The 15,239-nt window shown below is 66.9% G+C and carries 12 protein-coding genes and 1 pseudogene; 2 read left to right on the top strand and 11 right to left on the bottom strand.

Annotated elements, in window-relative coordinates; all coding sequences use genetic code 11:
* Positions 1–111: 111 nt before the first annotated feature.
* The 9 genes and pseudogenes from ACFRCR_RS01425 to ACFRCR_RS01465 form a co-directional block, all read right to left on the bottom strand.
* The gene (locus tag ACFRCR_RS01425; RefSeq protein ID WP_377674883.1) at positions 112–471 is read right to left on the bottom strand and encodes a hypothetical protein; all 360 of its coding nucleotides are present in this window, start codon (positions 469–471) and stop codon (positions 112–114) included.
* A complete protein-coding gene (locus ACFRCR_RS01430; protein WP_377674885.1) occupies positions 468–809 on the bottom strand; it encodes a WhiB family transcriptional regulator in 342 nt (113 codons plus the stop codon). The genes ACFRCR_RS01425 and ACFRCR_RS01430 overlap by 4 nt, the downstream gene beginning before the upstream one ends.
* Complete coding sequence (locus ACFRCR_RS01435; protein ID WP_157516439.1) at positions 806–1,204, bottom strand: hypothetical protein; 399 nt, start codon at positions 1,202–1,204, stop codon at positions 806–808. The genes ACFRCR_RS01430 and ACFRCR_RS01435 overlap by 4 nt, the downstream gene beginning before the upstream one ends.
* Complete coding sequence (locus tag ACFRCR_RS01440) at positions 1,188–2,828, bottom strand: TniQ family protein (protein WP_377674887.1); 1,641 nt, start codon at positions 2,826–2,828, stop codon at positions 1,188–1,190. The genes ACFRCR_RS01435 and ACFRCR_RS01440 overlap by 17 nt, the downstream gene beginning before the upstream one ends.
* Positions 2,825–3,919: a hypothetical protein gene (locus ACFRCR_RS01445; protein ID WP_377674898.1), complete on the bottom strand. Its 1,095-nt coding sequence runs from the start codon at positions 3,917–3,919 to the stop codon at positions 2,825–2,827. Before ACFRCR_RS01445 ends, ACFRCR_RS01440 begins: the two co-directional genes overlap by 4 nt.
* Positions 3,920–4,003: 84 nt before the next feature.
* Positions 4,004–4,357 (bottom strand): annotated as a pseudogene (locus ACFRCR_RS01450) (TniQ family protein); the annotation flags it as partial.
* Positions 4,354–5,415 carry a TniB family NTP-binding protein gene (locus ACFRCR_RS01455; RefSeq protein WP_082849121.1) on the bottom strand — a complete coding sequence of 354 codons (1,062 nt, stop codon included), beginning with the start codon at positions 5,413–5,415 and terminating at the stop codon, positions 4,354–4,356. The gene ACFRCR_RS01455 and the pseudogene ACFRCR_RS01450, both read right to left, overlap by 4 nt.
* Entirely contained in the window at positions 5,415–7,589 is a 2,175-nt protein-coding gene (locus ACFRCR_RS01460; protein ID WP_377674890.1) for a hypothetical protein, read from the bottom strand. The genes ACFRCR_RS01455 and ACFRCR_RS01460 overlap by 1 nt, the downstream gene beginning before the upstream one ends.
* A 28-nt stretch (positions 7,590–7,617) precedes the next feature.
* On the bottom strand, positions 7,618–8,406 hold the full coding sequence (locus ACFRCR_RS01465) for a TnsA-like heteromeric transposase endonuclease subunit (RefSeq protein WP_197487089.1): 789 nt from the start codon (positions 8,404–8,406) through the stop codon (positions 7,618–7,620).
* A gap of 315 nt (positions 8,407–8,721) precedes the next feature.
* On the opposite strand from ACFRCR_RS01465, the gene ACFRCR_RS01470 reads away from it, so the two are divergent.
* Positions 8,722–9,003, top strand: a complete 282-nt coding sequence (locus ACFRCR_RS01470) for a hypothetical protein (RefSeq protein WP_157516438.1) — start codon at positions 8,722–8,724, stop codon at positions 9,001–9,003.
* Between the two features lie 84 nt (positions 9,004–9,087).
* On the opposite strand, the gene ACFRCR_RS01475 is transcribed toward ACFRCR_RS01470, so the two are convergent.
* Both ACFRCR_RS01475 and dnaB read right to left on the bottom strand, forming a co-directional pair.
* Complete coding sequence (locus tag ACFRCR_RS01475) at positions 9,088–10,395, bottom strand: hypothetical protein (protein ID WP_377674892.1); 1,308 nt, start codon at positions 10,393–10,395, stop codon at positions 9,088–9,090.
* Positions 10,396–10,791: 396 nt separating this feature from the next.
* Complete coding sequence (gene dnaB / locus ACFRCR_RS01480) at positions 10,792–13,386, bottom strand: replicative DNA helicase (protein ID WP_377674894.1); 2,595 nt, start codon at positions 13,384–13,386, stop codon at positions 10,792–10,794.
* A gap of 298 nt (positions 13,387–13,684) precedes the next feature.
* Between dnaB and ACFRCR_RS01485 the strand changes: the two genes are divergently transcribed.
* Entirely contained in the window at positions 13,685–15,190 is a 1,506-nt protein-coding gene (locus ACFRCR_RS01485; protein WP_377674896.1) for an MATE family efflux transporter, read from the top strand.
* Positions 15,191–15,239 lie beyond the last annotated feature (49 nt).

Raw genomic sequence — 15,239 nt, forward strand, 5'->3', positions numbered from 1 at the left:
ACCCAAAGCGCAGGTTCCTGCGCCTGGAACTCCCTCAAGCGACCGCAAGACGGAGCAATGGCGCTGCTGAGGCTTCCACGCTGAAAGCCCTGCGGTTGCGCTCCCCAGGGTCTACAGACTCCAAGTGTCGGTGCTGAGTGCTTCAGCAGCAGTCAAGACGTCGGCCGCTTGACCCCGGCGCAGGGCGAGGACCGGAGGAGTCCCGTCCAGGATCGGGTTCTTGCCGAGAAACCACGCCCGCGCCGTCTCCTTGGACTCGCTGTCCGCGATCATCACCCACACACGGTAGGCGGCCCGGATGCGTTGCTCAGCATCGTGGGCAGGTGTTACGTCCTCAGCCCACGCATGTGGCGATCTGCTGTCGCGACTTCCTGCCAGCGCCGCGACGACGGTTGTTCCGAGGTGCGCGTTCAGCCTTCGGACGATCTCGTGGATCTCCGGTTCAGGTGTGTCGGGTCCCTGGTCGGTCACGCGTTAGCTCCGTCCACCATGGTTCGCCGTTCTCGGGCCAGGAGTCCTCCACGGATCGAGGCACGTCCAACCGGTCTCCGTCTCTCGTCGTCGAGAGCTTGTAGGAGGCAATCGGCGGCGACAGGGCAACGGTCGCAGACCTCTCGCTGGTCCTCGACGTCGGATGCACTGGGGGTACCGCGGTCGTAGAAGCGCTCGTCTCCCGCGCACGCTGCCTGACGGACCCACCCAGCACGAGCACGACGCTGACCTGCCGTGATGAGTTCGACCAGGAGCGCGATCACAGCGTGCCGGTCCGCGAGTGGTGCGGGCCCCGCACCGTCGGCCGTGCCCATCATCGGATGCGCCGTCTGCGCGCCGTCAGCCTCGGGTGCACGCGCAGCGAGCGGTAGCTACGCGTTGCGTACAGGATCCCAAACCTTCGAAGGGCCCCGATAGCCCCCACGGTCTCGGGCCGCGACCAGCCCATGCACACGCCGACCTCCATCCAAGTCGGGCCCCGCTTGTGCTCTCGGTGGTACGTGGAGACGAACGCGACGGCCTGGCGGGCGACGTCGTCTCGGACCAGACCCTTGTCGTCGAGCACGAACGATTCGCCCCTCTTCTTTCCGGCGGTGATCCTGCTCGCGAGGTTCGGCGCAGGCGCATCCGGTTCACTAGTCGACTGGTGATCGGTAGCGAAGCCGCGTCGGGTTGCAGGCTGGACGCGTGCGAGTTCAGGTTCGTTCGTCATCGGGCTGCTCCTGGTGGTTGCGGTGGGCGATGTCGTTGAGAGCTGTGGCGGCCACGTGCGTGAGTGAGGTGGTGAACTGCCAGTAGTTGGACTTGGCCGCCCTCGACATACCCGTCAGGTAGGCAGGGGTCGTGGAAGGTAGCGCGCTGGCGAAGTGGCACCACAGCCAGGTGACGGCGTACGCGTGAGAGGTAGGACGGGTTCCTGGCCGGTGTTCGTCGGCCCAGTCCTCAAACCATGCTCGTCGCGCTGCGAGCCCTTGAACGGTGCGTTCATGGGCTCGGTAGTTGGCCATGAGGTCGGAGCTGATTGCCTGGAGAGCCGCTGCGAGACCTTGGGGATCGATGCGGCTTCGTGTGCTGACGGCCCGGGCAGTGCGTGATCCACGGCTGGCACTGATACCGAGGAGTTGTGCGGCATCTGCCCAGCTCACCGCGCCTACCTGGCGCGCTAAGCACAGTGAGAGGAATAGCCGGTTGGTCTCTCCCCTGGTCGTACTGAACAGCGTGGCTGCGTGCGCGCGGTAGAGCGGTTCGGGCACGGCTTGCGGCACGCGCTCCGGAGTCAGCCGTGTTGTGGTGCGGGACAGGTGGAAGCTGTTGCGCTGGTGCGGAGCCAGGGCGGTCGTGACAAGGCGAGTCAGATCGGGAGTCATGGTGGTGCGGTCAGCGAGCCATCCCAGTCGTGACTCTCTGCCTGTCGGTGCTGTCTTCACCCAGGGCGCCAGGAGCGCGGCGCCGGTGGTCAGATCGGGTGCGGTGAGCATCTCGTTGGCGGTGGTCAGGACGGCGGAGCGCACCTGTGGTTCTTCGGGTGGGGCCAGATGCCAACGCCGTCTGGGGGTCGATTCAGCCTCGCGTCGAACTGACTCGACCCATCCAGGGAGCACGTCACCGCCCGCGCGGGTAGCAAGGTGAAGTAGGAGGACGGCGAGGTGACGTTCGTCGGCGAGGTAGGTCGCGGCGGAGACGAGTCGACCTAGGACGGAAAGCGTTCCGGACTCGAGCGCCTCGTCATGACGTATCTGGCGTTCGATGTTGTCGCGGCCAGCCGAGGCCGCAGGCAAGGACGCGAGGTCGCACTCGCACCAGGTGCCCGGCCCGGTGGGGTTGAGGCAGCGGGTGCTGGCGTGATGTCGGAAGAGGGTGTGTGGGTGGTCATCGAAGCGTCTGCCGCATCCCGGACACCATTCGCGCAGGTAGCAGTTGTGCGTGGTGCAGACGGTCACGGTCGATAGGCGCCACCTCAGTCGCCAGTACCCGTCTGTGGCTAGGCAGGTGGGGCATGCGGCGGTGCCTCTGGGTCGGAACCAACCGCGGGCGGCGACTGACCGCCAAGACGACCATCGATCGGTGTCGAGTCCGGTCAGGTCCAGCGCCGTGCCGTCGTACCGGGCCAAGGTCAGGGCGAGGACTGTTCGGGCTGGTTGACCTGTCAGATGCGTGATCGTTCGAGTGGTGCGTGGGTCGGGTCGAACGGCCAGGAAGCGGGTGCTCCCACCGTCCTCGCGCAGCGCCGTCTCCATCTGCGCGGCCGTCATCCCGTTGATCGCGGCGAGGTGTTCGAGCCAGTCGGGCAAGCTCTGTCCCTGCATGGGTGCGACGCGCACGGGTAGCGCGGTCATGCGACCACGTCCCACGTGGGCCCCGTGTCGCTGTCGACATCGACTACCGGCTCGGGTGAGAGGTGCACCGTGGGCCTGGTGGCTTCAGCGAGATAGGTGAGCACCGCGTCGCTGAGCAGGAGGCGTTGCTCGGGGTCCAGGTGTTGGTCGAGGTCACGCGCCGGCTCAAGCAGCCAGACGTCCCAGGCTGGGCCGCCTGTGAACGAGACCCATGCCCAGGTCTCGAGCGTTTCCGCCGCTGGCGGGTTCAGGCCGAACCCCTGGATGAGTTGTGCGAGCTGGCGAATCAGCTCGGGTGCCCCCATAAGGTGACGCCGGCGCTCGGCGTAGTCGACGAGACCTTCGGCGATGAGGCGGCGCGCGAGGCTCTCGATGTCGTGGGCGTTCTGCGGCGTGATGCCTCGCCCTAGGGCGAGACGGCGGGTGCTCCATCCGGACCCGGTGCTGCCGAGCGCGATGCGGGAGAGGTGCTCGGTCTCCGTGTTGTGCACGGGCCCGGAAAGCAGCATGTGTGCGGTGACGGCGATCTCTGTTCGCCAGGCTCGGCTCTCGTCCGCTGGTGCGAAGACCTCGCCGGGTCGCAGGTCCCAGCCCGGGATGTGCTCTGGCCGTAGCCCGGTTGCGCTCTGCAACTCGGTCAGCCTCTTGGCGAGGGTGCGGTACGCGGTCCAGGCCTCACGCTGCCATACCGGGAGCCCGTCGCTGGGGCCATCTGCTCGCAAACTTGGGAGCATGCCTGCCCAGTCAGTTGCGCGTCCGTGTGACCTGTAGACGGGGTGGGCTCGAAGCCGTTCCCAGCCTTCGTGAACCAAGCTGCGCCGCGGTTGCCGATCGGCCAGCGCGCGGGCGCATTCCAGGACGATCGCCGCGGCATCTGCGGGGTCCTCCGACGGATACTTCGTCCAGTCGTCGTTCCGGCTCCCCAGGCCTTCGCGGAGCTCGGCCTCCCAACCGACCAACAGTGGCCACTCGTCATCGGCCGTCAGCGCCACGAGGGTGACGAGACGGTACAGATCCTGTAGGTGCTTGAGGCTGCGACGGTCGTGGCGTGAGGTCGACAAGACGTCGGCGATTCGTTGTTGAGTGGCCACAGCCCGCCGATCTGGAACTGGAGAGAAAGTGGCGACCTGCCCATGTTGACGGCGAAGCAGCGACGGACAGGTCACGCACAACGGGTGCAGGGCAAGCTGCCAATCACGCAGGTAGATTCGCGAGGCGGGGGTACAGCAAGGACACTCCCACCGGACTCCAGGAAGCCGCCACGTACGGACAAGTTGCTTCCCCGACCGGCCAGCGACCGCACGGGGGTAGATGTCGAGCGTCATCGCGCGAGCTGTGGCCCGAGGGAGGCCTAGAGCCCTACCAAGCTGAGCGAGCACCGTGGGATCGGTCGATCGGCGTGCGTGAGTTGCGGGTGTCAGGCCGAGCGACGCGGGTGGGATCTGGTTGGCCGACGCCGTGCGAAACGCCAACGAGTACAGGTGCTCACCCGGGAACGGGTCCGGGCGTACAGGCAGCAGGCCGATCACGAGGATGCCTTCACCGCGACGCGGGCACTCCGTGGCCGCGGAGCCGTCTGCTCCGCCTGGGTGGCCCGTTGGGACAGCTGCACGGCCTCCAGGTGTGCGCTGGTGATCGTCCAGGAACCATCGACAGCAGCCAGATGCGCTGCTCCCTTGAGGAGCTCGGCTGAGTCGCTGATGAATCCTTGGGTGCGCCGCCAGATGCGTGGGGCGTGCGTTCCGGCGAGGAGACCTGGGCGGGCCGCCGGCAGGTAGGGCAGCAGGTGGTCCTCGATCCCGCTCAAGAACTCCTGCCAGTCGGCGACGTCGCGCGAGGTATCGACGGCGAACGGGTGCAGTCGGATGATCTGTAGTCGGCCTGCGAGCTGTGGGTCGGTGAAGACCAGGCTCTTGTCGCTCTGTTGGCCGACCAGGACGAGGGATCCGCCCTGCTGCCCGAGCACGGTGTTGATGTGCTTGAGGTGGTCCAGCACCTGCCGGGCGTCCTGATGCCCGAGCTGGAGGAGATTGATGTCGTCGACAACGAGGATCTTGACCTGGTGGTTGTCGACCACCTTGGAGAAGCGCACTGTCAGGTCCGGGATGCGGCCGGTTGTGGGATAGCCGAAGAAGTCCAGGACCTGGGCGTTGAGCATCCGGATCTTCCCAGCAGAGCCCAGATCGATCCAGCCGACCGGGATGTGGTCGGCCTCCACACCGTGCCGCGGCCGCCAGGTCGGGGGCTGCGGATCGCTGATCTTCGCGGCGAGGATCTCCCGATAGAAGTCCTGCGCCCAGGCGCGCACGAGCGTGGACTTGCCCGCAGTGAACGCGGCGGTGACGGCGATGACGTTCTTCGCCCCTGGAGGCCGAAACTCGTTGTTCTCCACCAGCTCGGTCAGTCGTTCTCGAGCTTGTCCTCCTGCCGCCCAGGGGAAGACCACCCCTTGAATCCACCGGCGCCGATGGCGGATGTACTGCTCGAGGGCTCGTGCAGGCATCGTGCGAAGCTCCCGCCTGGTGTGCACCGGCGGAGGGGTCGGCGGCTCATAGCGCGCCTGCCGGTGCCAGGCTGCCGCGTCCATCACGGCTCCCGGACAGCTGGATCAAAAGGCCACGAGTCAGCCCAGATCGAGAACGTGTCATCTCCACGCGGCGACCCAACGACCATGGGTGGATCAGAAGTGACGTCGGCGACGGTCATCGCCGCCTCGGCCTCGGTGTGATCACGAGTGGAAGACTCATGCCGCATGCGGGCGGCAGACACGCGCTTGCGCCAGCCCTTGGGAACCACACTGTCGAGGAGGCTTCCGAGCTCAGCGACGATCTCGTCCTCGGCCGCCGTGCTCGACAACCGCGCCACTCCTTGACGCTGCCGCACTGCTGTGCGCAGGTGCTGCGCCAGAGTCTCGGTCATAGGTGCGTGCGTCAGGTGGGCTTTGCGCCACGGCACCTGAACGATCCGATCAGTATCCGGGTGACGGAACCACACGCGTGTGACGTCATGTGGGTCGTAGAGAAAGGGCATCGCCCGGTCCTCGGTCCGGAAGGTACCGGCAGGCACAGCCCGTAGGCCGTTCAGAGCCGGGCTGTCGTAGACCAAGCCGGACAACTCGACACCGGATTGACCGACGGTGCCCCATCTCACCGGTAAGAAGTCGTAGATCAGATCAGGACGCTGAGGCACGTGGAGACGACCGGTGATCTTCAGTAGGGCATCGAACATGTCGATCGGGCGCAGATCCACCCTCTCTACCCCAGGAAGGTGCAGGCCCTTGTGGACAGTGCGGTGGTAGTCCAGGACGATCCACCGTCGCAGGAATCGCTCCAGCTCCGAAGCCGTCAGCAGTGGCTCGTCGCGATGGGATCCATCCAATCCCACGATCCGACCTCGCTGGGATGGATTGCGACCTTTGTAGCCAGGCAACTGCTGCAGGCCACGCTGCAAGGTCTCGTGGTACCGCTCGAGGATCCCGTTGTCGATCGGCCGACGCGTGCGAGACAACGGCAGGTCGATGCCGAACCTCGCCAAGAGATCACGGAAGACCTGCGAGACGAAGATCGACCCGTGATCGGCTCGGACGGCAGCCGGGCGGACGCCGGGCACCATGTGTTTGCCCTGCAGCCCCGGCGCAACATGAAGCGACCGGCACGTGCGCGGACAGACGACCTCGACACCGGAACAGTCAGGGTCCGCACCAACAGCGTCGGAGTAGAACTGGATCTCCTGCGGCACACCCGCCCACGCCCAGTCGGACACTGTCGTACCCTCGACAAGTTGTGAGAACGGGCGCATCACGTCATACATGAGCATCGACGCGTCATGCGAGTCAGCACTCATCGGAACAACCCGCAGCCCCAGAATCATGCGGGTAGCCAGATCCATCGCGGAGATGATCTCCACACTGCATGCACCACCACGGACCGGGCACCACACCATGACGTCCGACCGAGTCACGTCGATGGCTACCACCTGCCCCGGAACCATCGCCGGGTACGACTGCGTCCCAGAGACTCCACGGAGCTTGTTCGAACGCTGCGCCCGCGTCGTCGCCCCACGCGTCGACATCAAGTGAGAGACGTAGCGGCCCGCGACCCGTTGAGGTGCGGAAGTCTCCTGCCCCGCCTCACGCAGACGAACCTTGATCCGGCGATGAATCTCTCGCAGGTTCACCGTCGAGACATCGCCATCGAACTCTATGACCACGTCGTGAGCAGCCTGCTTCCAGGCCAACGGCAGTGTCGAGAAGACATCGACTGTCTTCGCCCGTCGCCGATCCACCAAGCCGATCAGGCCATTGCTCTTCCATGCGTCCACCCACAGCAGGAGCGTGCGACCGGAAATCGTCGACAGATCGCCGCTTCCGATCCGACCGGTGGCCGACTCGTGGCGCAGAAGTCTGGCCATCCGGTCACATCTCGCAGTGACGCTGAGTCCCCTAGCGGGGTCGAACATCGTGGATGGCTCACCCGGGAGAGCGAGTTGCGGGTGGCCGTGTCGAAACCCGGTGGCGATCTCCAAGACGACCCCGAGGCGAAACATCGCCTCCTCGCGCGCCTCGGCACTCAGCCGGTTCCAGTCTTCGGCGAAGCTCCTCAGAGCCGCGGCTCCTCCGATCGAATCATCCGACGCGATGGGATCGATGTTCGCGAGGTCTGTCCAAGAAACCTGGTGCACACGGCCCCGGACGTCGCGGATCTCGACGCCCGCGCGGTCGAGGTGAAGTACGACAGCGGTTCCGTCGTCGGTGAGAACCATGTCACCAACGGCCAGTGAGATCCGATTCTCACTCATCGACCCGCACCCCAACCAAGGTCACCAAAGTCGCGAAGGTGATCGGCACATCTAGATCGACAACCAGCTCCCTGGTCCACAACAGGTGCCACATCGTGGCCGTCAAGTGGCCATCACCGGAATCACTCCTGATGATGTCTCCCACCGTCACGCCGTCCCGGGCACGTGCCAGGAGGTGGTCCCTCTCATTGTGGTGCGGCCACGTCGGACGGCTTCGGAAAGCCGTCAGCCACTGGAGGTTCAGTTGGCCGGCCGGACTCGAGCCCGCGTAGATCGCATACTCCCAGCCGACCTGACTACAGGCTTCTCTCGTCAGCTCCGCCTTGCGTCGAAACTGCTCGTCCTGCTGATCGGCAGGGCGAGCATCCCAGACCACGACGCGTCCATCGGCATGCTCCGCCAGCAGATCGGGGACGTGCCTCTCGCCGTTGCCGAAAGCGAGGAGCACCGGCTGTGCGACGAGCCAGACGATCGATGACTCGCGATCGAGCGATCGAGCCAGCTCATACTCAAGCCCCGACTCCAGGACGAGGAACGATCCGGTCGTCAGGCACCACATGCGGACCGGAGCGTGTCGAGACATGGCATCTGCCGCCGGTCGACGCACGGACCGCAATTCGCTGGTCGGCGGTGCCCCAAGCTGCCAGCCCCAGAGACGGTTCGCTCCGTCCCCACCACGTATATTCCAGGTCGCCACCATCTGGGACGCCTCCCCAATGGCCGCGCGGCACTCGTCGGCAGGCAGCGCGGAACCGGCGCACGTCGTGTACGCCAGAAGCACGGCACCATAGACTGGCCATCGACGGCCCTTCGTCTTCCATGGACATCTCAGAGCCGTCAAGGGGTGTCGCTGTTGGCGCAGCGGCACCCCCTTCGCGTTTTCACGCAGGGCTCTACCGCCGAGGACGGCGGTGCTCCGACTGTACCGCCAGTGGGGCTCGAGCAACAGACAGGTTCCGCACGGCGCTTGCTGTGAATCGTCAACCAGGCCTGCTTGCTGGGAACCGTCCAGTGCTATCTTGGGAAGGAATCGCACGAATCTATGGAGAGGGTCCGGCATCGGGCCTGGTCAGGCGGCTATCCAGGGAGGGCCCTCGTGAGAGAGAAGCTCATCAGCCCACTTCGCTGCATGAACCCCTATTGCACCAACATGTGCACACTCCCCCTCGAAGGCCGACCAGCCGCCTTCTGCACCGCAGTGTGCAAGAGCCGCTACAGCCGCCGACGCGCAGAACTGGAACGCGAGATCACTCGGGTCGACAAGGCGATCGCCGCCGCAGCGAAGAAGAACCGGCCCGAACTGCGGCGCCAGCGCAAGGCGCTCCGCTTCCACCTCATGCGCCACCCGATGATCGACACGAGCCTCAGCGCCGTGTGAGCCTTGGCTGCGCAAACCCGACACCTACGGTCTGAAGTCCAGAAGCCCACCGAGATGCGCCAGTTCGCGATCAGCGGTGATGATTCAGGCGCCTAGGAGACCCCGGACCTGCCTGCCGAGGTGGTCGTAGCGGTGGCTGCCGCAGACTACCTGCGCCGGGTTCGTCGTGCGGGCGACGCGGTTCAGCAGGGCACTCTGCAGCAGCACAGCTCCGGTGTCGGCGAGCACGGAGACTTCGTAAGCGTCGTACTCGCTGTTCGGCTCGTGCTTGAGCAGGTTGTTGGTGCTCCAGAACTTACGCGCCCAAGCCATCGGGTCGCCGACGAGGTCGGTGAATGGGGTGCCCACTCGCGCCGCCAGGTTCGCGGCGAAACTGCCCTTGCCCAGAGATCTCCGTGCCCACTGAGCGGATCGGCGGTGCGCCGACACCCAGTACTCGATCGCCGCGGCGACCTCCATCAAGCGGGTCTCGACGTTGTGTAGCCCATAGCGATGTCGCGCCACCAGAGGGCCGGTAGCGCGCGGATGCTTGTCGGTGAGTTCGATCCATCGCCGCAGTCCGGCGATGCCGCCGATTGTGCCGAGGTCGAAACTCGGGATCTCCGTCATGGACCGTGGGGCCTGCGCCCCCTCTGGGCGGCGCATGAGTCGAGCGGTCCACCATGTCGGGCTCTCCATCGGAGGCTGGTCGGTGTCCATGGTCACGCGCCCGCCATCGGCCACCACGAGGCCCTCGTATGCCAGGCTCAGCAACCCTTGGATCGATTGCAAGGGTGGGACCAGTTCCGTCCATTTGGCTGGACGTGTCGCGCTGATCTTGAACTCAACCGGGGTGTAGATGATTCGGCGGTCCTCGGGGCCGTCTACTTGCCAGTGCGTTGAGAGCTCGAGCCGTCGGCCCCTACTGAGATTCTCGCTGCGGCTCTCGGCTGCCTGCACGGTGATAGCTAGCGACTTCAGTCGTCCGTGCTCATCCGTAGACGGCGACGTGCTGGAGCCGGCGACGCCGGCCCAGCTAGCCATCCCAGGGAAGTACGCGGAGACATCGAGAAAGCCGTCCGATCTCAAATTCCGCAAGGGTGCGCCGACGACAACTCCATGCGCTCGATATGTGCGCGTACTGACCCGATACCCGCCGTGCGGGGCGGCCAGACGACCTTGGTGCACGTCAACGAACAGCGCACCACCCACCGACGTGGTTGCCACCAATGAACTTGGGAGTGGGTCCTCGCTGGAGGGCGCCTCGTGCGGGGCGAGGAGGTCTAGCAAGAGGTCGCCGTCATCTGACAAGCGAACGTGGCCTGGCCTCGCCCGATCGAGCGCGTCGAAGTCGTCGAGGGCGGTCCAGAAGTAACCGATGGCACCACCCATCAGGTCAGTTAACTTCGACATACGGGCAGACTAGTGACGATCGCCCGTTCAGGCACCATCGGCACCGCGGCCAAGATGCCGGGCTACGGCGTCCGCGAAATGCACTCCGCTTCTACTCCGCCAGCGGGTAGCCGGCAGCCAGCGCGAGCCACAGCACCGCGCGAGCTCCTACAGAAGCACCACGCCCAACCGTTCCACCGGACGGATGTGAGTACGCACAACCTCCTGTGCGCAGTTTCTGGGCGACTGGTCGCTTGCTCCTGCTCGGCTCACACAAGCGCCCGCCACATCATCCGACCTTGCACCGTCGCCCAGCAGCGCTGCTTACAGGTCGCCCGAGGATCGTTCAGCAGCGCTTAAGTAACGTATCTGGAGGATTACGAAAACTAGGCTGCACGTCGACACAACAACAGTGGGTCAGACCTGCATGTCCACGAACCGCGCGTAGTGCCCCTGGAACGCGACGGTGATCGTGTCGGTCGGGCCGTTTCGGTGCTTGGCCACGATCAGGTCGGCCTCGCCGGCTCGCGGGGACTCCTTCTCGTACGCGTCCTCGCGGTGGAGAAGGATGACCATGTCAGCGTCCTGCTCGATAGAGCCCGATTCGCGCAGATCCGACATAGCCGGCTTCTTGTCCGTGCGCTGCTCAGCGCCACGGTTCAGCTGCGAGATCGCGATGACCGGCACCTCGAGCTCCTTCGCGAGGAGCTTGAGCGCACGGGAGAACTCGGAGACCTCCTGCTGTCGGGACTCGACGCGCTTGCCCGACGTCATGAGCTGGAGGTAGTCGATCACGACGAGCTTGAGGTCGTGCTTCTGCTTGAGCCGACGGCACTTGGCGCGGATCTCCATGAGCGACATGTTGGGCGAGTCGTCGATGAAGAGCGGCGCCTCGGAGATCTTGCCCATGGTGCCGGCGAGCTTCTGCCAGTCATCCTCCCCCATGGAGCCGTTGCGCATCTTCTGCAGGTGGATGCGTGCCTCGGCAGCCAACAGACGCATCGTGATCTCGTTGCGGCTCATCTCGAGCGAGAACACGACGGACGTCATGTTGTGCTTGATCGACGCCGACCTGACGATGTCGATACCCAGGGTCGAGTTGTGGGTGGGGATCATCGCGCGGCTGGCCAGGTAGAGGTGCTCAGGGTGGTCGATCTCCACGCAGCGGACGGGCACCGAGTCGATGCGCCGGACGTCGACGATGAAGCGGGACCTCAGTCGCGGGGTCGACGGGCGACGACGCTCCTTGTGAACCAGCTTCTTCCGCTCGAGCGCGAAGACGTCGTCGTCGGTCGTGAACGTGATGGTGAAGGCGGTCGACGACTGCTCGGACCGTCCGCCCACCCGCTTCTCGGACCAACCAGTCCGATACCCGAGGCTGTGGATCAGTTCGCGGACGCCCTCGGCAAGTCGCCGGTTCGTCAGAGCGATCTGGGGGCTACCCGTGGGGTTGACAGTGCCGTCCGTGTCGAGGAGCCCTGCGAGCAGTTCACGACGTTGCCCTTCGCTCGCCCGAAGGTAGGTGAGCGGGATGTGCTTGTCGTCCATCACTTCGAGCGTGCGCAGGATCCCGGCGACGGTACCGCGCGCGTTGTGGCAGTCCTGGCACCGACGGAGACCGCTGCTGGGGCGTCCGCAGTCCGGGCACGTCGGTGCCGGCATCTTCGCGGAGATGCCCTTCGACTTCCCTCCGCACGCGCGTCCGCACGTCTTGACCTGGCTCGTGCGCGGCAGGAACTCGACCCCGCAGACGACGCAGTTCCGCATGGCGACTGCCGTCGCTTCGGGAAGCTGCAGCGTGTAGAGGCGGGCTGCCCCCTCGAAGCGGGTGCGCTCTTCGGCGACGAGACCCAGCCCTTCGATGCGGGCGGCGATCTCCGGATCGGCCGACGTGAAGCGTGCCGACGCGGAGTGACCGTCGCCCAGCCAGACACCCAACGCGTAAGGGTGCAGGGGAAGATCTGCCTCAGGGAGCGCCAGCGAGCCTGCCGTCGTCACGGCGTGGTTCGCACGGCGCTCCGCCGTCTCGCACCGCAGCGTCGCGGCGATCTCCTCGGTGGTCCGAACGCTCCCGTCCAGACCGCTCTTTCGGCGCGAAGCCCTGGTGCTCGTCGACCACTCGTGCAGGGCATCGGCGACGATCGTCGTGCCGTCGTCGAACACGACCTCGTAGCACGGCCGGTCCGTGAGGACCTCGGTCGCACGCACGACGGTCGTCGGGGTGCCGTCCGCAGCGAGAAGCTGGTCACCAACCGCGACCTCGCCCATGGTGGTCCAGCCTGTGGGCGTCGGCAGGAGGGTGTCGAGCGCGAGCGCCTTGCCGATCGCCGGACGTGCCGCGATCACGATCATCTGCCCGGGGTGCAGCCCGTTGGTCAGCCGGTCGAGGTCTGCGAACCCCGTCGGGACCCCCACCATGCCCTCGCCGCGGTGCCCTGCGGCCTCGATCTCGTCGACGGTCCCGCCGATGACCTCACCCAGGACGATGTAGTCCTCGGCGGTACGTCGCTCGGTGACGGCGTAGACCTCGGCCTGCGCGTTGTTCACGACGTCGTCGACGTCGCCGCCGTCGGTCGCGTAGCCGAGCTGGACGATGCGGGTCCCGGCCTCGACGAGGCGGCGCAGCACGGCCCGCTCGCGCACGATGCGCGCGTAGTAGCCGGCGTTGGCCGCGGTGGGGACCATGGCCATGAGGTCGTGGATGTAGGGCGCGCCGCCGATCCGGCCCAGCTCGCCGCGGCGCGTGAGCTCGGCGACGACCGTGATGGCGTCGGCGGGCTCACCGCGCCCGTAGAGGTCGATGACGACGTCGTAGATCGACTCGTGGGCCGGCTTGTAGAAGTCCGTGCCGCGGATCTGCTCGATCACGTCCGCGATGGCGTCCTTGGACAGGAGCATGCCGCCGAGGACGCTCTGCTCGGCCGCGATGTCCTGCGGCGGGGTGCGGTCGAACCCGGGGCCGCCGCTGCCTGCGGGCGGTCCGAAGCTCGACTCGAGCTCGTCGATCGACATGCGGGCCCCTCACTCCCCCGGCATGGCCGGGTATCGTCCTGCGTCGCACATCTGTTCTACTCCGGCCCACCGACACGTCCTGAGCCCGCGTCGTCGAGGGGTGTCGTGTGGTGCTGCACCGTCGACCGTCCGTAGGCCCGAGCATGCACGACTCAGCGACAGTAGATCGCGCTTCCATCCCCCGCAAACGACCCTGTTCACAGAGGTGTGGACAGCCTGTGGACAGACCCCGCCAGCCTGTTCACAGGCATGTGGACAACCATGTGGACAACTGACGAGTTGTCCCCTGTACACGTCCATGAGCAGCCTGTTCACTAGGCTCAGGGGTGTGGACGAAAGAAATTCCGGCGACACGCCGAACGCACGCCAGCCTGCTCCCGGCCAACCCGCCGACGCCGATCGTTCACCTCGTTCACCCGAGGGCCGCTCCCCGGCCCCCGAGGAGGGCCCGCACCGGCCGCCGTCGTCCACAGGCGACGCTCTCCCGAGCCGACGTCTCATCGACAAGCAGATCCTGGCCCTCGCGGTCCCTGCCCTGGGAGCGCTCGTCGCGGAGCCGATCTTCGTGCTCGTGGACAGCGCCGTCGTCGGGCACCTGGGGACCGCCGAGCTGGCCGGGCTCTCCCTGGCCTCCACGGTCCTGCTGACCCTCGTGGGACTGTGCGTCTTCCTCGCGTACGCGACCACCGCGGCCGTGGCCCGGCGCATCGGCGCGGGCCACCGGCGCGAGGCCCTCCAGTCGGGGATCGACGGCATGTGGCTCGCGCTGGGCCTGGGCCTGGTGCTCGCGGCGACCCTGTGGGTCGGGGGCGGCTGGGCGATCGGCGCGATGGGTGGCACGGGCGAGGTCGCCGAGCACGCGCTGGTGTACCTGCGCTGGTCGGGTCTGGGCCTGCCGGGCATGCTCGTGGTCCTGGCGTCCACGGGCGTGCTGCGCGGCCTGCAGGACACCCGCACGCCCCTCTACGTCGCCGCGGGCGGCGCGACGTTCAACGCGGTCCTCAACGTCGTCCTCGTGTACGGCGTGGGGCTGGGCATCGCGGGCTCGGGCATCGGGACGGCCGTCGCGCAGCTCACCATGGGTGCGGTGCTCGGCGTCGTCGTCGTGCGTGGTGCCCGACGCGAGGGCGCCTCGCTCCGCCCCGCCGCGGGCGGCATCTGGTCCAACGCGCGCGCGGGCGCGCCGCTCTTCGTCCGCACGCTCTCGCTGCGCCTCGCGATCCTCCTGACGGTCTTCGTCGCGACCGGGCTCGGCGAGGTCACGCTCGCGGGCTACCAGGTGGTCGCGTCCGTGTGGGGGCTCGCGGCGTTCGCGCTCGACGCCCTCGCGATCGCCGCCCAGGCCCTCGTGGGCCACGGCCTGGGCGCGGGCGACCGGTCGCACGTCCGTTCGGTCCTGCGCCGCACGCTCCAGTGGGGCGTCGCGGCTGGCGCGCTGCTGGGCCTCGTGATGGCCGTCGGCGGCTGGTGGTTCGCGCTGTTCTTCACGTCCGACCCGGACGTCCGCACGGCCGTCGCCCTCGGCATGGCCGTGTGCGGCCTGCTGCTGCCCATGGCGGGGTGGGTGTTCGTCCTGGACGGCGTGCTCATCGGTGCCGGGGACGGCCGCTACCTCGCGTGGGCGGGCATGGTCACGTTCGTCGTGTACGTGCCGTTCGCTCTGGCGGTCCGGGCTCTCGCGCCCGACGGCGCCGCGGGGCTCGCGTGGTTGTGGGCGGCCTTCGCGGGGGTCTTCATGGCGGCGCGCGCCCTGACCACGGGGCTGCGTGCGCGCGGCGACCGCTGGATGGTCACCGGGGCGTGAGCGGACCTGTCAGACCGAGTGAGGAGCAGGGGCGTCGCTCGTCCTGACG

Source organism: Oerskovia sp. NPDC056781, assembly GCF_042789955.1.
GTDB classification, from domain to species: domain Bacteria; phylum Actinomycetota; class Actinomycetes; order Actinomycetales; family Cellulomonadaceae; genus Oerskovia; species Oerskovia rustica.